Here is a 17799-nt window from a genome sequence, read left to right as displayed (position 1 = left end):
ATATTGTCATGACCGACAACGCAGTTTTATTGCCAGAACAGACCGTTCAACCGGTTCTCCTCAGTCACTGCCTGCAACACTGGGCACAGCTGTATGGTTCCCGGATTGCGCTGGTGAACGAGCAGGAACAGACCCTATCTTACCGGCAGCTGTATCAGCGCGTCGAAGAGATTGCTGCCGGGCTGTATGCCAGAGGCCTGCGGGCAGGCGATCATGCCATGGTGCAGATGCCTAACACCCTGGGTTTTTACACGGTCTTCTTTGCCTTGCTGCGGCTGGGCGCCATCCCGGTGATGGCAATGCCCAACCAGCGCGAACAGGATATTAATGCTCTGATTGAGCTTGCGACACCGGTAGCCTTTTTTATCCCGGACGGACCGGAATATCTGGCTCTCGCCAACCGGATGCAGCAAAAACACCCTACTTTGCGGCTACTGGTCAGCGATGGCCCGGGCAGCGCGAGCATCGCCAGTCTGACTGAAATGTGGGGTGCGACCTGTCCACAGCCAGAACCAGAGCCGGGTGATACCGCACTGTTGCTGCTCTCCGGCGGAACCACCGGAACGCCAAAGCTGATCCCACGGACACATGACGACTACTTCTACAACTTTACGGCGTCAGCCAGGCTGTGTGGATTTAACAGCCGTATGGTATTTCTGGCCGTTCTCCCTGCGGCACATAATTTCACCCTGGCATCCCCGGGTGTACTCGGCACCTGGCAGTGTGGTGGCAAGGTGGTCACTACCACCTCAGCCAGCTGTGACGAAACCATGCCGCTGATAGAAAAACAGCACGTCACCCATGTGGCACTGGTGCCGCCGCTGGCAAAACTCTGGGTGGAGGGGCGTGAGTGGGAAGACAGCTCTCTTGCCAGCCTGCAGGTGATTCAGGTTGGAGGTGCCAGACTGGAGGCCGGACTGGCCCGCCAGCTGGTGGAAGTGATGGGCTGTCAGTTACAGCAGGTGTTTGGCATGGCAGAAGGGTTACTTTGCTACACCCGCCTTGACGACTCGCTGGACACCATTATCCAAACTCAGGGGCGACCGCTGTCGCCGGAAGATGAAATCCGCATTGTCGATGAGCAGGATAATGACGTGGCAGAGGGTGAAACCGGCCAGCTGCTGACGCGTGGCCCTTACACGATCCGGGGTTATTTCCGTGCGCCAGCACACAACGCGTCCTCTTTCACGATGGATGGCTATTACTGTTCTGGCGATCTGGTACGCCGCGATGCGCTGGGCAATCTGATCGTTGAGGGGCGCATCAAGGAGCAAATCAACCGCGCCGGGGAAAAAATCTCTGCCGCCGAGGTGGAAGAGGCAATCAGCGCCCTGCATGGCGTTCACGCTGCCGTCGCCGTAGGCGTGCCGGATCCCCTGATGGGAGAGAGGATTTGTGTCTTTATCAAAACCACCGGACGGGCAATCAACCCGGCGTATATCAAGACAGAACTACGCGAACGGGGGATAAGCGACTATAAGATACCGGATCAGATTGAGGCCATCGCAGAATGGCCGTTGACCGCCGCCAGGAAAATAGACAAACGTCAGCTGGTCACCCTTGCCATAAAGCGTATCGCAACAACGAGCGACATGAGGCATTACCAACAGGAGAGCGTGGCTATCAGCGATACGCCTCTTGATCTTGCCGTAAAGCTGTTCGGGTATCTGCGACAGCAAAACAGCAGTGTGGCACTTTATGAACGGCATGGCGAGTGGGCGCTCGGCGTAGGGTCGGTGATGGAGATCACCGTTGAGGCCGATGGCAGCGTAAGACGCAGTGACGGTGAGTGCTGGCAGGCCGCCTCTCCCGCCGCCGCGCTCGACAAGGCACTGGCAACAGTACCCTTTATCGGCTGGCGAGCCTATGGACATGCCGATTTCGAGCTGTCCTATCTTGCCTGTGGTGTGGCACATCACCCTCACCCAGGCAGGTTAATGACGCTAACCCTCCCTCGTTACGAAATTCGTCTCCGTCCCTCTGTGGCCGAGTTACGCGCACTGAACGACGACGATATGGCATGGATAAGACAACAGCTGAGCGATGTCGGGCGGCTTCCCCTGCCGCACGGCATCACGCCGGTCAGCGTGGATGTCCGTGCCACAGGACGACAGTCTTATGAGCAGCAGGTTGCCTCTGCTGTTCAGGATATGCAGGAAGGACGTTATCAGAAAGTGATCCTCTCGCGGACGGTGGAGGTGACAACGCCGGTGGATATGGTGGGGAGCTATTATGCAGGCAGACAACGTAACACCCCAGCGCGATCTTTTCTGTTACAACAGGGTAACTTTCAGGCCTATGGCTTCAGCCCGGAAATTGTTGTTGCGGTGGACGCCAACCGACAGGTTACCACACAGCCATTGGCGGGTACCCGTGCCCTGACCGGCGATGCCGCGACCAATGCGCAACTGCGACAGCAGCTGCTCAGCGACAGCAAGGAAATTGCCGAACACGCCGTTTCGGTGAAACTGGCGACAGAAGAAATGGAGCAGGTCTGTCGCCCGGGGAGCGTGACGGTAAATGCGTTTATGTCGGTGCTGGAGCGCGGCAGCGTGCAGCATCTCGCCTCAGAGGTGAGTGGCATTCTGGCTGATGATGCCAGCCCCTGGACCGCTTTTGAGAAACTGTTTCCCGCCGTGACCGCATCCGGTATTCCAAAGGCGGCAGCGCTGGAAAGTATCCGTCGCCACGAGCGTGAACGACGTGGTTTGTATAGCGGTTGTGTACTGATTACCGACAGCGATGGACAGCTGGATGCCGCACTGGTGCTGCGTGCCACCTATTGTGATGGTGAGCGCTGCTGGCTGCGTGCCGGTGCCGGCCTGGTAGCACAGTCAATGCCAGAACGGGAATGGGAGGAAACCAGTGAAAAACTGAGTTCGGTGGCGCCCTGGCTGTTTGCCCTGAACAGTGAAGAAAGGATGTAATATTCAGGCTGCCGTGCATTCCACGGCAGCCGCCCCGCTCAGTCAGCTCAAATCCTCGCCGTGAGAGGCAATTACCTGCCGGTACCAGTGGAAAGATTTCTTTTTGTAGCGATTACCGCTGCCGGAAATAGCGTCATCCAGATCGACATAGATAAAGCCGTAGCGCTTGCTCATTTCGCCGGTGGACATACTTACCAGATCGATACACCCCCACGGCGTGTAGCCCATCAGTTCGACACCATCGTCAATCGCATCGGCCATCGCCAGAATATGCTCACGCAGGTAGCTGATGCGGTAATCATCAACAATATTGAAACCGGCGTCCGGCTTGTCCACCGCGCCCAGGCCATTCTCCACGATAAACAGTGGCTTCTGATAACGATCATAGAGCTGGTTCAGCGCAATACGCAGACCGGTCGGGTCGATTTCCCAGCCCCAGTCGCTGGCCTCAAGGAACGGATTGCGCGCCCCGCCCAGCAGATTCCCCTGCGTTTCGGCTTTTAGATCGTCGGTTTTGTTCAACGTGGTGGACATATAGTAGCTAAAGCCGATGTAATCCACCGTATTATCGGCGATCAGCTGTAAATCACCGGGCCGGATATCCAACGTCACGCCCAGCGATTGCCACAGGTTTTGTGCGTAATAAGGGTATTTCCCGCCTGCCTGCACATCGGTACAGTAATAGTTGAAGGCCTGATTCTCCTTCAGCGCCGCCAGCTGGTTAACCGGATTACAGTCCCAGGCATAAGTAGTGGCAAAAAGGATCATGCAGCCAATCCGGGTCTGCGGATTAATTTCATGGGCCATTTTCACCGCCAGGCTACTGGCTACAAACTGGTTGTGCCACGCCTGATACTTCGCCTGCGCTTCCAGCGCGCCCGTTTTCACCGTCAGACTCTGGCTCATCATCGGGAAATGTGCCGCGCTGTTGATCTCATTAAAGGTCATCCAGTATTTCACTTTCTGCCCATAGCGTTGCAGCACCGTGCTGGCGAAACGAGCAAAATGATCGATCACCTCACGATTTTTCCAGCCGCCAAACGCTTTTGCCAGATGCAGCGGCATTTCATAGTGGGAAAGAGTGATCACCGGCTCAATACCATGAGACAGGCATGTGTCGATCACCCGATCGTAGTGATGCAGACCGGCCTCGTTTGGCTGCTCTTCAACGCCGTTTGGGAAAATACGGGTCCAGGCGATGGAAAAGCGATAGCATTTGAATCCCATCTCCGCGAACAGTGCAATATCCTCGCGGAAACGATGATAGTGATCGATGCCTTTATGGTTGGGATAAGTGTAGCGCTCAGGCTCCAGCGCGAAGTCAAAATCAGGGGAAGAGACAATGGCGAGACGCGCTTTGCCGCCGGGGATGGTATCAACAATTGACAGCCCTTTGCCGTCGTCATCATAAGCACCCTCGACCTGATTCGCGGCGGTGGCTCCGCCCCACATAAACCCCTCAGGAAAGCGTTTTTTTACCGTCATGCGGGTTAAACTCCTTTTCATTGATTGAACGGGGTTGATGTTAAGCCAAATCAGCCGCAGATTCTCCGTCAGGGATCAAGTTCTCCTGGCCGTATTGCAACACCCTACGCAACAGAGGTAGTTTTCATCCCTTGTGCCGCCGGGCGTCAGGCCATATTCCCCACATCTGGCATCTGGCATCTGGCATCTGGCATCTGGCATCTGGCATCTGGCATCTGGCATCTGGCATCTGGCATCTGGCATCTGGCATCTGGCATCTGGCATCTGGCAAACCGCCAGAATATGCAGTCTTTGGTTGGGTGAGAATAACATTGCCCCCTCTTTTATCGCAGACCAAAAACCTTCAGCATGGTGCTGAGTTTTGTTCCGGTTTCATTCCATTCTGCTTCCGGTTCCGAAGCCGGAACAATCCCCGCCCCAGCGAACAGCCGAATGCGGTTACCCGCAAGCGTGGCACAGCGAATGGTTACCACCCACTCGCCGTTACCTGCTTCATCGCACCAGCCGACTATGCCACCAAACAACTGGCGGTCAAACGGCTCAAGCTGTGTAATCCATTGTCGGGCCGCCACGTGAGGGTGGCCGCTCAGGGCTGGCGTGGGGTGCAGCAGGCAGGCCAGCGACAGGGCATTTTCCTGCTCAGATCGCACTTCGCCCTCAATCTGCGTGGCAAGGTGCCATAGTGTCGGGGTGGTAATCAGCGTTGGCTGTTGCGATATATCGAGCGATAAACTGCGAGGCTGGAGCAGCTGCCGCATTGCCTGCGTCACCAGCTGGTGCTCGAAGCGATCTTTCTGCGAACGCATCAGCCGTGCCCCAATATCATGATCCTGTTGAAGGCTGGTAAGGTCGCGCGGCGCTGAACCGGCCAGCGGCAACGAGGAAAAATGATGGCCAGATTTACGTAACAGAAGTTCAGGGCTGGCGCCCAGTAAACTGCTGCCGTCTGCCAGCGGCAGATAAAAATGGTAGCAGCCCGGATTCAGCGCCACCAGCCGGTGAACAACGGCGGCGGGGTGTAATGGCTGGGCGGTAGTTATCTCAATCAGCCGCGACAGCACCACTTTATCCAGCCCCGGCCTTGCGGTGGCCTGCGCCGCTTTTGCCACCATCGCCATAAAAGCCGCTTTTTCCGGTAGCGCCCTTTGTTCAGTTGCTTCCGGCGGCCACTGCCCGCCATTTGGTATGCCTGCTGGCTGCCACTGCCGTCGGTTAAAAAAATAACTGTGCCGGGGAATGAACAGCGCGGATGGTTGGCGCGTATCAAAAGGGATCGCCCCCACCAGCAGTGGCCGTACCATGCCCGTTGCCCTTGCGGCAGCAAACGCACTGCGTACCGCCTGCTGGAACGCCCCCTCCAGTTTATCCCCCTGGCTGGCTGGCGTTTCCACTGAGATAAGCCGCCCCTCGGTTACCAGACTCTTCCAGCATGAAGTGAACAGGAAGCTCTCCGCCCCAGGAGAAACCGGTAAACATCCGGCGCCGACCTTATTGCATATCGTCATGATGGCCCTCAGTAACGGTCAGGCCCTGATTAAGGATGGTCATATTGAGATTGTCCGTTATCTCTGCGACATAATTCACCAACACAGTATCAGGGTGCCGGTTTGGTGTATTTCCACAACCAGCGTCCGCTGGTCATCCTTCGGTAGAAGAAGACGCCCCGCACCATCCAGTCAAGAAACATGCCGAGCCAGACCCCCACCACGCCAAAGCCCAGCACCACACCCAGCGTGTACCCTGCCACGATCCGGCACCCCCACATACCCAGCATCGAAACCCACATGGTGAATCGTGCATCCCGCGCCCCTTTCAGCCCGGCAGGAAGTACCCACGATGCTGCCCAGATCGGCATAAAGGCGGCGTTAAGCCAAATCAGTACCTTTACCACATGGATAACATCTTCTTCTTTGGTGTAAAAAGAGGCGAGCAGCCCGGCCAGAGGCACGGACAGCCAGGCCAACAGACAGAGGCCAACGGTGGATAACCAAAAAATATTCTTCAGCTGACGTTCAGGCTGACCAAGCTGACCTTTTCCCAACCGGGTGCCAACGATGATGGTGGCCGCGGAACCCAGCGCGTTACCCGGCAGGTTGATGATTGATGCGATTGAAAACGCGATAAAATTGCCGGCAATCACATCGGTGCCCATGCCCGCCACAAAGACCTGTGTCAGTAATTTGCCACCGTTAAACAGTACCGACTCAATGCTGGCAGGCACACCAATACCCAGCACTTCCCGCAGAATGCTGCTGTCCAGCCGGGAGAAGTAACTCCGCAGGGTAATTTTCAGTTGAGGATTAAAACCGATCGCCAGCACATAAATCACCGCCACTGCACCAACATAGCGTGAAAGCGTCAGCCCCAGCCCCGCGCCGGCAAAGCCCATTCCCTTCCAGCCAAAGCAACCATAGATCATCACGGTGCTGAAAATGATATTAAGGATATTCATGCCACCATTGATCAACATCGGGATCCTGGTGTTGCCCGCACCGCGCAGCGCACCGCAGCCTATCAGCGCAATAGCCGCCGCCGGATAGCTCCAGGCGGTGATATTAAGGTAAATCAGCGCCAGCGCTTTCACTCTGGGGTCGGCATTTTCCGCAATCAGATCGATAATCTGCTCGCCATAAAACTCGATCCCCGCCGCCAGCAGGATGGCAAACAGTGTCATCAGTACCAGTGACTGTCGCGCCGCCGCCTGTGCCCGTTCGCGGTTCAGTTTCCCCAGGCTGAAAGCCACCACCACCGTCGTCCCCAGATCTATTGCTGCAAAGAAGGAGATCACCACCATATTGAAGCTGTCCGCCAGCCCCACACCGGCCATCGCCTCTTTACCCAACCAGCTCACCAGAAAGGTACTGAGTACGCCCATCAGCAGGACACAGAGGTTTTCAAAAAAGATCGGCACCGCCAGCGGGGTAATCTCACGCCAGAATAAAACCCGCGAGGAATGTCGTTTCTGATACCACGCCGAATGCCTGATTGCCTGAAGCAGAGTCGCGATGAAGTTTTGCAAGGTTATGCCTGCCAGAGAAGAGGAAGCGTTAAGAAGGCTCTGGCAAATGATGGGTAAAGCCTGCGTAATATGCAAAGCCTTTTTCGCGGTTTCTTTTCACCCTGTACCATTTAAGGCTTCAGGAAAAACCATCACCCGGCATGCAGTTATCAACACACATCGTACGGGAATATACCACGCGGGACAGTTCGCTGAAAAAACCATGCACGGTGAGGGTTGTCCGTCGCCACTACCACGGGCGAAGGGAGACGTTGCCACATCAGACATCAGACATCAGACATCAGGTACAGGTGGCGCAAACCTGCATGGTCCGACTGACACAGAGGCATCAGGACGGGGATAAGCGGTTATTCAGCCACCACACCGGCCTTTCAGGACGGGTACGGGAAGCAAACTGGCTCTGTCAGAGAGCAGGAGACGGATAACGGCATGAGGGGAAGATTAGCAGACGATGCCACCGTATGTCCTGCCGGTGAATCATACTTTCCCATGCCATGATAATGATGGAATATCCGTACTGATGAAAGCAATAAGAGACAGTATTCAGGTTTGGCAACGATGGGGCTGGTGAGCTGAGTGCAACAGTAAAAAAGCAGATCATCTCTCCACCTGCTGCTTTCAGCACCCCATCAACGGGGTACTGAGAAAACAAACGCTAACAATGCACGATGTTCAAGCGCCTGTCTCCGGTTAAAATGCCATTAACCGCAGCGCAGAGACAAAATATTGCCCTTAACGTTTTTCCATTGTCCGTGCAGGATCGGTCAGACGGTCAGTGCGCTTTTGGCTCACCCATTGCCTTAAGTTTTTTCGACAGGTCGCGCCGCTCTTTCGACAGGTCGGCATTTTTGATGATGTAGTCATCAACACGATCTTCATAGTCACTGCGCATACTGCTGATAATTTCCTGGATTGCTTCGATGCTCATACCCGGCTTGATGTATTCGCTCAGGTTATCCAGTAACAGAACGCGTTTCTGGTTATCACGAATTTTCTTTTCGTTGTCGTGGATTTCGCGTTGCAACTTGTTTTTACGACGAAACATGCGGACGAACTCCAGTACGTCCTGAAATGATTGCTTTGCATTTTCCATGGAAACACCTTTCATTCAGGCCTGTTGACACAGGCGTTATTATCATCACCACCGGCTTAACGGATGACCGCTGCCGGTGGCAATCTTGAGTCGGACTGTGGTTATCTTACCGCGAAGCGACATCGCGTGCAGTAGGTTATGCAAATCATTTATTTACGCAGTACCAACCGTATTAAATCTGACAATCTTTCCAGCTGTCCGGCCATTTCAAGATTCAGCCAGACATAGCCGTGGATTGGCGTCTCTACCAGTTCATTGCTGGTGGACTCGCCGATCAGCGTGCGAAGCTCGCGACTGATATCTGCCAGCACCGCACTGTTGGCAGCGATGTTCTCCGGGCGCCCTTCAATCACGGCTCTGGAGAGCGCGCGCAACGTACTCTCCGTCATATGCTGGGCGCGCCGCAGCGCCGGCGCATGCAGCATAATCAGATGGCTCTCGCGCGAGGCCCAGCAGGCGTTAATCAGCAATTCCAGGGTACAGGCGATATTACGGTTCAGGGTCTGGATACCTTCGAACACCGAGCGGGGTGTGCGCGTTTCCTTGCTGGAGGGTTCGATCAGCGCGCGCATCTTCACCACGCCGGTCATCAGTCGTTGTAATGGCCGCGTCAGGCGGGGCTTCTCCACCAGATTAGGCGAAAACGCGGCATGGTAAATTTTTGCCGTTTCCAGCAGTGAGTCAGACAGTTTTATCCGCCAGTGAATATAGGCTTTCTGCGGAAAGATGCTGGTAAACAACAACGCCAGAACTGAACCAAACACCACATCCCCACCCCGCCACAGTGCCGTGGTCATATCGCCCGCGGGCGCACCACAAATCACCGCCAGCGTGATACCCGTGAGCAGCGCCACATAGGGGTGTTTGCCCAGCGTCCAAAAGCCGCACAAAAACATCACCAACGTGCACCAGACCAGCATCACCGGCAGTGAAAACAGTTCCAGCTTCAGGGCAATCAGCCCGGAGACCGAACCAGACAGCGTGCCACCGATGCGCTGCACCGCCCGTGGTAGTACATTTCCCCATGACGAAACGGGCCCCATGACGACCACCAGGGTGATCAGCGGCCAGGTACCTTCCGGGATCGCCAGCAGTCGCACCAGTAAAAAGGTCAACACAAAAGCCAGTGCAATGCGAATGCCGTGCACAATGCGATAGTTGCGGTACAGGGTAAATTCAAGGGCCGATAGCGGCTTGTCGGGACGCAAAGATCTCTCCTGAGAACGTTAAACCTGGCGATCATACCTTATAAAAATGCCGGAAGATTGATCTGTGCTGGCTGATCCCCACGCATCACACACATCGGGACACCATTTATTGCCGGGCGGCACCCGACTGATTTGCAGAGAACCATAATCAGTGGTTCGTAAGGCGTTACTTTATCTAACCATTTTAAGCGCTTCTGAAGGGGGAAAGCCGACTGACTGTGCGAGGGTGGTTCCGGCAATGGCCGGGGTTAAGCTGATGACCAAAAGCGTGACTCTGATGCCGGCTTACTACGTCAGCGTCAGGTGATATCGCAGAGCTAATGGCTGAAGCCGCCTGATGGTGCGTCGTCAGTGCAGTTAAGCAGCTTGCATAAGTCGGCCTGCCGCCGTTTCCCATCCACTGGCCGCGCGCATGTAAACCCGACTGACTACCTCGCTGGCAGGATTTTACGCGGTGCCGGGTGGCATCATTTGCCTGCAAACGGTGCCGGCCAGCGTAAAGTAGTTCGGCACCGGATAAGTAAATGCCGAACAGCTTGCTTGCTGGCATGGTAAATGCGACCTTTATCCATAAAGTAAGGCGACCTGCAAGGCCGCCCTGTTCTCACAGCTTCTGCCTGAAGTAATCCTCAATCCGGGTCAGAATACCCGCGTTGGCCACCGGATTCAGTGTCACCAGCGGCCAGGAAGCCAGCTGCTTATCGCCATCGACCAGTTGAATGGTGCCTACCTGCTCATGCAGTGCAAGCGGAGCCTGTAAATCCTTGCGATCAATGACATATTTCGCTTTAAGTTTTTTCACGTCCTCACGGGGAAGCGCGAAGAAGACATCTTTTTCACTACCCACCGCGACCTGATGAGGGTTACCATACCAGACGTTTTCATGACCAATTTCTTTCCCGGCGTGGAACAGCTGGACTGTGTCGAAATTATTTTGTCCCCAGACCAGTAGCCGGCGCGCCTGTTCTTCACGCCCTTTGGCACTTTTTCCACCCATAATGACAGCAATCAAACGACGCTGCCCATCAACACTGGATGCAATAATGTTAAAACCAGCCGTTTGCGTATGGCCGGTCTTCAGCCCGTCAACGTGCAGGGTTTTATCCCACAGCAGGCCATTACGATTTTGCTGAGTGATGCCGTTCCAGGTCAGGGATTTCTCGCTGTACATCTGATAAAAATCCGGTTCACCGTAAATAATGGCCCGCGACAGTTTGGCGAGATCTCCCGCCGTGGTGTACTGACCAGGCGCATCCAACCCGTGTACCGTTTCGAAATGGGTGTTGGCCAGTCCCAGCTTTTGCACATACTGATTCATCTGCTGCACGAAAGCAGACTGACTGCCGGCAACATAATCCGCCAGTGCCACACAGGCATCATTACCGGAATCAATGATCACGCCCCGGCTTAAATCACGTACCGAAATTTTCTCGCCGGGTTTCAGAAACATCAGCGATGAACCTTCAAAATCAGGGTTGCCGGTAGCCCAGGCATCCTTTCCGACTGTCACCATGTCATCACGGCTAATGCGCTTGCTGTCAATGGCGCGATCCACGACATATCCCGTCATCAGTTTGGTCAGGCTGGCCGGGTTACGGCGCTCATCAGCATTACCCTGGGTCAGTACCTGCCCGGTGGTGGCGTCCATTAATACCCAGGAGGCGGCATCAATCGCGGGAGGCGTGAGGGGGAAGGCTAACGAATTTTGGTCTGCCCTCGTCATTGAGGCAACGGCCATAACCAGACCAAAGGTGACAAACTGACACTTCTTCAACGGAAAACCCTCATTAATCTGCTGTAAAAACAAAACAGCCTGTTGTACGGGATTCCAAAAGAAACGAAAGACGTAAATTGCAAGAAAATATTAATTTTCAGTCTATTAACGCCTTTCCATGCGTGTTCAGTCCAGCCTGTATTGCAACCATTTTTTATTTTACCCCAGGGAAAATCCGATAAATTTTACTTTAGGAACACAACGCCTTGCCAATTGTTACAACTATTTTACTATTCCAGCAGGAAAAACTAACCAAAGGGGTTGAAATATGTCGTCTGTGAGGGGCTGGTCCACAGAACTGGAAGGACTGCGTGGTATTGCGTCACTCTGGGTATTGGTGGGCCATATCAGCCTGCTGACCCACTGTCATATCATGCTGATTTCCTCACCGGGTATCGGTGTCGATCTCTTTATTTTGCTCTCCGGTTATCTGATGGCAAAAAATTATGCAGAACGTCAACATAAAGAGCCGTGGCAAAGTTCCGCTACCATCAGGAAATTCTGGACGCGCCGCTTTTTTCGTATTGCGCCGCTTTACTATCTGCTGCTGATTGTGGCGCTGATTTGCGGCCCCTGGTATGGTGAAATGCGCGATATCATTGCGCACTTCTATGCCGGAACCTCAACGGAAAGCTCCCGCTACAGCGACCAGTCTCTGGCGAATATCCTGACCCATTTCAGTTTCCTGTTTGGCATGTTGCCCCGGTGGAGTTTCAATACCGTTCTGCCTGACTGGAGTATTGGACTGGAGATGCAGTTTTATCTGCTGTTCCCGTTTATCATGCTGGCCGTTATGCGCTTTGGCTACGCCACCGCGCTGATTGCGGTTATCGTTTTGTGTTGCGCGGGACGTTACCTGCTGTCTGATTATTATCTGGCCTTTGAAATGCCATCAATGATCCTGATTAAACTGAATATGTTTATCTCAGGAATGCTGTTGGCCGAAGCGGTACGCCGCAAATCCCTGCTTTATGTCGTCCTGGCCCTGCTCGGCCCGGTCGCCAGCATAATCATCGGTCCAAAGGCCATTCCTCTGCAAATTGCCATGGAAGCGATAATGATTATTGGTATGGCAGCCATTCTCTGGCAGCACGAGGGAGGAGGCCTGGCAGCGCGGCTGGTCGCGGTACCGCGCTGGCTGCTGAATAACCGCCTCAGCACCTGGCTGGGCGACGTCTCTTTCTCCGTCTATCTGTTACATCTGCTGATTGTGATCCCAACCATTGCGCTGCTGTTGAAGCACACAGGCCTGCATGACAGTAGCGATCTGATTCGCTTTGCCACCGTATGTGCTATCGCTATCCCCCCCACCTATCTGCTGGCGGCACTGCTGTTTAAGTTCGTGGAGAAACCGGGGATTTTACTGGGTAAGAAGGTGCTGGCTGCATCAGCATCACGCAGAGACCTGGTGCGTTAGCGCATTAAAATCTTAACCTTATTTTAAGTATTGAGCCTGTTACGGCTCAATACTATTTCCATTTTCGATCTTCCCGCCAGCCAAAATTAAGATAGTGCTGGGCCGCATCCATCCCGGCAGCGGCCACATCCGGGTTTAACACATAGTAACGTTCCCGGATAAAACCTGCGGGTACTTTCTTTAGCGCATATTTTTCTTTTATCTCGGCATATTCGCCAGCAAGCTCATGGATTGTAATGTCGAGTGATTTTTCGAGTTCTTTTGCCTGTTGCATTTTTTCAAAAATGTCCATTCCTCCCGACAATCCTGATGACCACGCTCTCTTTTTATCATCCCTTTTATTAATCACCGGCCACTGATGATATTCTGATGTGAAATTATCAATAATAACTGGGTTAATTTTAATCCCCGACTCTTTTTCTGCATATTTCAGTGAGAGCTGATCCCGCCTGCTGTATCGTAAAATATGTTGGTACCAGGTTTCCATCATATTAATAACATTGCTATTCATATGATTACGGATCATGATGCCAGCCCAGTAAGGTTTAGCTTGCAGCATTTCGCTGTGGGTCAGTTGATAATGATTCATTTGTTCAAAAATACGTGCAGGATCGTCCAGGCCACTTTTGGCAACCTCAATAAACTCCTCATACAGATGGTCGCGGTAAGAGTGAAGTGGTACAGATATATCGCTAATGCCACAGAAAAAATTGATAATATCTACAGGGTTCTGTTTCAGGCTGATGGAGTTATCGATATAAAGCGAGGATCTATATTCTGCCAGTATTCGGTGGGGTAATATCTTCAGCATACGCTGGCTGCGTACAGAGTCCATGGCAAATGCGGGTTTAACAACACGGACATCCCATGTTTCGCTGGTCAGTGTTGGATCATCAGTGAAGCAAATTTTATCAATGCCAGCACCGGCAATGTCTGGTGTCAGTTCGTTTAACTCTTCATAGTTGCCTGTGACAGCAGTGTATAAACACATACTGTTCTGCTGATTAAACATACCCGATATCCCCTGTATTTTTATAAAAAAAGACTTTTAATAAAAAATTATAAAAATAAGTAAAATTATTCATTTAAAATGACATTTATCTTCAACTTAAACTAACCAAATAGCAATGGTCAACATCTTAAATTTATTTAAATACAACAAGAAAAACTTTTAAGATAAAAACGGCACTAAAACTATCCTTATCATGCTGTTACAACAAAAAAACCAGCAGAAATAAAAAACTGATTTTCCATCAGATTAAAAATGGCGTTTTCTCTGATAATCAGAATCATATTTTATATTTCCACTCTGTAATATCTTTTTAAAGAGATATGGATGCGACCAGCATTAAATCATCTCCCCGCCGCTATTTTTGTACCATTGTTTAATCATGCACAGGGTAAACAGTTACTGTTAAAACACGGTTATTGGCTAAAACGTTCTCACGCGGTGAAGCAGGCCGTTGGCAGGGTCGAGGTTGTTCTGGCAAAAGTTTCATCTGCCACAGCTCGCTTTAACGCTGGCGACGACAATCATGACCCGTATTCCGGGTGCAGCTCAGAGATTTCAGGGGGACGCAACGGTATTCGCGCCAGATGACGAGGTTTCGATGATTAAGCGGTGTGTCGCAGTAACCACTGCCTTGCATGGTTACAACTCTTTTTGCCTAACGCACCAGATTTATTTATATTTATCGCAGTTTTTATTAAACCTGTGGCACTGACATTTACCCCGGACGGAGAAAGGACTCATGGCACGTAACATTGCACCCGGATATTGTATCGTTGAGAGGCAGGGATCGCTGGAGAATCAGGCGCGGGAACTGTTCAGAAACACCCGCTCCCCTGCCACCAGCCTGTTTATGCAACTCAATGCGGATACGCCCTATCTGAAACCGGGACAGATTCTGATTGTGGCCGACCCCGATACCCCCGCCCCACTGACCGCGCACATGCTTACCACGCTGAGGCAGGCCAAAAATGCCACCAGTGCGGCCCTTACCGGCGTGGACGCTGATGACGCCGGGTTTATGCAAAGACATTACGCAACCATTGCCGCGCTGACCGCTATCGGGGATAAAGTCTTCAGCACCGCCGGGGATGCCGGTGAAAAATACTTCAACAGCATTGAGCAGACCCTCAAGCCAGCTATCAAAACCAGTTTCGCACGCAGGGGACGCTAATCAGCCAACAGTTTTATGTTGAACGCAATCAGCTGCTCAATCAGCTGAAATCCCTGGTTAACAAACCGCTGCTGAAATCCCTTGCCCGCTATAGCGTGAAATTCCGCCAGTATGAAAATATGAAAAAAGCGTTAAACCTCTCCAGCAAATCTGTTGTGCATGAATGGTCTACGGTGGGAATGAGTGGTATTCCCGGGTATTCATATTATGTTGGCAATGCGGCAAGAGCAGCGCGTTTCCTCAAGGCCGGTGGGTATATTGGTATAGGCTTTTCGTTTGCAGGTGTGACGAATGGTGTGGTCAATACCTGTACGATTGGGCGTGAAGGAGAGTGTGGGAAAATAGCTGTACGTAAGTATTCAAAATTTGCCCTTGGTACTGGTGCCGGAATGTATGGTGGTGCATGGGGAGGCTCCGCAGGATTAGCGGGTTGCGCGGTTACAGGTATAATGACCGGAGGTGTTGCTTGTGCGGCTGTGGGTGCCTTTGCCGGTGGTTATCTGGGCAGTAAGGTGGGGGAAAAGGCGGTGGATTTTTTACTGGGATCAACTGGTGACTGAATTTTACATATTCAGGGCGGGCTTATTCTCTGGGCTATTGGGTAGCTTTCTTATTTTCATATCTTTCTTTATTTATGCTTTCAACAGGAAGAAATATGACGATCTGATTTCGCTTTTCCTGAAGAAATATAAGTTCCCTGCCCCCTATTCTTTTTATCATATGGTTGGTTTTTTTGGCGCATACCAAGTGTGCAGATTTTTCATTAAGTTGGGTAAAAATAAACGTATATATTTCCTCAGCCATGAAGATCCTGCTTACTTATTTTTTAGTGAAAATGAAATCACTGTGAGTCGCTGGATGTTATATCTGTCAAGGCTGTGGATGTTTGCTGGGATATGTTATTTTGTAACCTGCGTGGCTGTGTTGATTTTATATATCATCAGATGAAGCTTAATCTGCCCCTTCGTTTTCCGCCAGCCAGATACCCTGCCACTCTTTCTGGCCTGCGGTATTAATACCCGGTGCGTGGAATACGGCTTTATTAATCACGCTACCGCTGTGACGAACTTTTACCACGATACGGTCACAATGGGATACCACGCATCCAGCGACCGATTTTGCCAGTCAGTGACCTGCTCTTTAACCGCATCGGTGACTTCAGATATCAGCGCTGGCGACACATCGGCATCGTACATTTTGAATGTGGCGACGATTTCACCCGTGGTCATGCCTTTGGCGTACAGGAATAAAATCTGGCTGTCCATCTGCGCGATCCGGGTCTGATTTTACTTTATCGGCTGCGGCTCGAACGTGTTTTCGCGGTCGCGGGGCGTATTCAGCTCAATCTCGCCATCATCGCAAAGTACTGTTTTCAACGAGTAGCCATTACGGGTATACGGGCCTGTTTTGGCTGCATTTTTTCGTGTCCGGGGTGGTCAGTCAACTCAACGTTGAGTGCCGTTTCGACGGTTAATTTCGTCAGCATACGGGAAAACTGGTTGAGATCGGCTTCGGTGTTAAGACCTTTAGCCAGTTCAGCAGCCAGTGCTTTAAGTTTCTTCTCATCCATAATTTGCCTGTCTCCGTTGTTGGAGTGAACATATCAAAAACAGGCAGAGACACAATTTAAATTACCGTCTCCCCGCTAATTATTAGCGCCGCTATTTGCAGAAACAAAACAGGCCGCACATAGCGGCCCTGAATTATAATTTACACTACAGGTCCTTTTTAAGAAAGACGAGAAAAATCAACTCCACTATTTTTATTACACCGAAAAAGCAAAGTAACATCACGAAAAACTTAGATAGTGCTTCGGGGAAGGCATACCAGTTAAGAAAAATGACCTTCGCACCACTTAATAATGATGATGCAATGAGTATTCCTAAAAAAACAGATATGCATCGTATCAGATTACTTTTCACTTTGAATTCCTTTACCAGGAACAAGAATTATCTGAACAATTTGTGTCTGAGCCAGAACCGCCGCCATTGCCGTCTCCATGATCCCTGAAGCATCCACCAGCTATAGCACCGCCAACAAGACCAGCTGCAAGTCCCCAGAACCCGCCTGGTGAACCTGCCACCATGCCCCCAATTATTCCATCATTACAGGCGTTGACATCTTCACCGAGTGACGCGTAATATCCGCCGCCAGAACGCCCGGTTTTATTTGAACTTTTCGTTCTGCCATTATTCCCCCCTATGCCTTCGTAATTACTGTTAGCATTGGCACCAGAGATAACGGAAAAATAAAGATGGCTAATTTCACGCATAATAACCCCTTGTAAATTCAACCTGAATTAATATTTCCTTTCACTTTTCAACAAGGCAATTTCAAGCTTACCCTTCTGTAAGGATATCGTCAAATATTGTCATTTTATGTCACCAACTAAATAATACAACCATTAAACAGCAAGTTACCATTAAAAAAAGGCAATAACTCATTATCTGTGTCGCAAACCTGATAAATCCATTTAAATTATTCAGACTTTATTCACATTTTAAATGCATAAACTCAGGACTGTTCTCTTGCAATGTGGGTTTTACCTTCAGATCGCTCACATCCTGAATTAATGAAATGGACACCTCCCTTTACCGGCTTCATTGAGCCATGCTGTAAGTGCAAACCAACAGCAAAATAAAGAGGTACCCCGTGGAACAAATTATCGGAATTGATCTGGCAAAGCGAGTATT

12 protein-coding genes and 3 pseudogenes are annotated in these 17799 nt (G+C 51.6%); 5 read left to right on the top strand and 10 right to left on the bottom strand.

Translation table 11 applies throughout. The features are described 5' to 3' along the window. Window positions 1-8 precede the first annotated feature (8 nt). Window positions 9-1574, top strand: a pseudogene (locus EB241_RS21690) ((2,3-dihydroxybenzoyl)adenylate synthase); the annotation flags it as partial. A gap of 18 nt (window positions 1575-1592) precedes the next feature. Next, window positions 1593-2927 carry a salicylate synthase gene (locus EB241_RS21685; RefSeq protein WP_233592660.1) on the top strand — a complete coding sequence of 445 codons (1335 nt, stop codon included), beginning with the start codon at window positions 1593-1595 and terminating at the stop codon, window positions 2925-2927. A gap of 42 nt (window positions 2928-2969) precedes the next feature. Here EB241_RS21685 and EB241_RS19785 read toward each other — a convergent pair whose 3' ends face one another. The 6 genes from EB241_RS19785 to dacD form a co-directional block, all read right to left on the bottom strand. Beyond that, a complete protein-coding gene (locus tag EB241_RS19785) occupies window positions 2970-4412 on the bottom strand; it encodes a glycoside hydrolase family 1 protein (RefSeq protein ID WP_124234792.1) in 1443 nt (480 codons plus the stop codon). Window positions 4413-4735: 323 nt separating this feature from the next. Next, window positions 4736-5917 carry an isochorismate synthase gene (locus tag EB241_RS19775; RefSeq protein ID WP_124234790.1) on the bottom strand — a complete coding sequence of 394 codons (1182 nt, stop codon included), beginning with the start codon at window positions 5915-5917 and terminating at the stop codon, window positions 4736-4738. 89 nt (window positions 5918-6006) lie between these two features. Beyond that, a complete protein-coding gene (locus tag EB241_RS19770; RefSeq protein WP_124234789.1) occupies window positions 6007-7431 on the bottom strand; it encodes an EmmdR/YeeO family multidrug/toxin efflux MATE transporter in 1425 nt (474 codons plus the stop codon). A gap of 772 nt (window positions 7432-8203) precedes the next feature. After that, window positions 8204-8524: a DUF496 family protein gene (locus EB241_RS19765; protein ID WP_034935372.1), complete on the bottom strand. Its 321-nt coding sequence runs from the start codon at window positions 8522-8524 to the stop codon at window positions 8204-8206. A 149-nt stretch (window positions 8525-8673) separates the two neighbouring features. Beyond that, window positions 8674-9732 (bottom strand): FUSC family protein, encoded by a 1059-nt coding sequence (locus tag EB241_RS19760; RefSeq protein ID WP_124234788.1) that lies wholly within the window; start codon window positions 9730-9732, stop codon window positions 8674-8676. A gap of 604 nt (window positions 9733-10336) precedes the next feature. After that, the gene (gene dacD / locus EB241_RS19755; RefSeq protein ID WP_124234787.1) at window positions 10337-11506 is read right to left on the bottom strand and encodes a serine-type D-Ala-D-Ala carboxypeptidase DacD; all 1170 of its coding nucleotides are present in this window, start codon (window positions 11504-11506) and stop codon (window positions 10337-10339) included. Between the two features lie 268 nt (window positions 11507-11774). Between dacD and EB241_RS19750 the strand changes: the two genes are divergently transcribed. Then, window positions 11775-12923 (top strand): acyltransferase family protein, encoded by a 1149-nt coding sequence (locus EB241_RS19750; protein WP_124234786.1) that lies wholly within the window; start codon window positions 11775-11777, stop codon window positions 12921-12923. Between the two features lie 52 nt (window positions 12924-12975). Here the strand turns inward: EB241_RS19750 and EB241_RS19745 are convergent, their stop codons facing one another. Next, window positions 12976-13935 carry a glycosyltransferase domain-containing protein gene (locus EB241_RS19745; RefSeq protein WP_124234785.1) on the bottom strand — a complete coding sequence of 320 codons (960 nt, stop codon included), beginning with the start codon at window positions 13933-13935 and terminating at the stop codon, window positions 12976-12978. Window positions 13936-14259: 324 nt separating this feature from the next. Between EB241_RS19745 and EB241_RS19740 the strand changes: the two genes are divergently transcribed. Continuing rightward, the gene (locus EB241_RS19740) at window positions 14260-14523 is read left to right on the top strand and encodes a hypothetical protein (protein ID WP_124234784.1); all 264 of its coding nucleotides are present in this window, start codon (window positions 14260-14262) and stop codon (window positions 14521-14523) included. Window positions 14524-14674: 151 nt separating this feature from the next. Further along, window positions 14675-15666 (top strand): annotated as a pseudogene (locus tag EB241_RS19735) (hypothetical protein). 34 nt (window positions 15667-15700) lie between these two features. Here EB241_RS19735 and EB241_RS20990 read toward each other — a convergent pair. The 3 genes and pseudogenes from EB241_RS20990 to EB241_RS21205 all read right to left on the bottom strand — a co-directional run bounded on the left by EB241_RS20990 (window position 15701) and on the right by EB241_RS21205 (window position 17378). Next, window positions 15701-15910 (bottom strand): hypothetical protein, encoded by a 210-nt coding sequence (locus tag EB241_RS20990; RefSeq protein WP_158612431.1) that lies wholly within the window; start codon window positions 15908-15910, stop codon window positions 15701-15703. A gap of 153 nt (window positions 15911-16063) precedes the next feature. Beyond that, window positions 16064-16676, bottom strand: a pseudogene (locus EB241_RS19725) (transposase); the annotation flags it as partial. A gap of 363 nt (window positions 16677-17039) precedes the next feature. After that, window positions 17040-17378 (bottom strand): hypothetical protein, encoded by a 339-nt coding sequence (locus EB241_RS21205; RefSeq protein ID WP_199737403.1) that lies wholly within the window; start codon window positions 17376-17378, stop codon window positions 17040-17042. Between the last annotated feature and the right edge of the window lie 421 nt (window positions 17379-17799).

This window comes from Erwinia psidii, assembly GCF_003846135.1.
Lineage (GTDB): Bacteria > Pseudomonadota > Gammaproteobacteria > Enterobacterales > Enterobacteriaceae > Erwinia > Erwinia psidii.
Note: the sequence above shows the minus strand (reverse complement) of the source record. Positions and strands in the feature narration are given on the sequence as shown.

Bases quoted from the DNA above. Each gene is read 5' to 3' on its own strand.
- EB241_RS21685 (WP_233592660.1), top strand. From the start codon at position 1,593: ATGAGGCATTACCAACAGGAGAGCGTGGCTATCAGCGATACGCCTCTT.
- EB241_RS19785 (WP_124234792.1), bottom strand. From the start codon at position 4,412: ATGACGGTAAAAAAACGCTTTCCTGAGGGGTTTATGTGGGGCGGAGCC.
- EB241_RS19775 (WP_124234790.1), bottom strand. From the start codon at position 5,917: ATGACGATATGCAATAAGGTCGGCGCCGGATGTTTACCGGTTTCTCCT.
- EB241_RS19765 (WP_034935372.1), bottom strand. From the start codon at position 8,524: ATGGAAAATGCAAAGCAATCATTTCAGGACGTACTGGAGTTCGTCCGC.
- EB241_RS19750 (WP_124234786.1), top strand. From the start codon at position 11,775: ATGTCGTCTGTGAGGGGCTGGTCCACAGAACTGGAAGGACTGCGTGGT.
- EB241_RS19745 (WP_124234785.1), bottom strand. From the start codon at position 13,935: ATGTTTAATCAGCAGAACAGTATGTGTTTATACACTGCTGTCACAGGC.
- EB241_RS19740 (WP_124234784.1), top strand. From the start codon at position 14,260: ATGCGACCAGCATTAAATCATCTCCCCGCCGCTATTTTTGTACCATTG.
- EB241_RS20990 (WP_158612431.1), bottom strand. From the start codon at position 15,910: ATGGCTGAGGAAATATATACGTTTATTTTTACCCAACTTAATGAAAAA.
- EB241_RS21205 (WP_199737403.1), bottom strand. From the start codon at position 17,378: ATGCGTGAAATTAGCCATCTTTATTTTTCCGTTATCTCTGGTGCCAAT.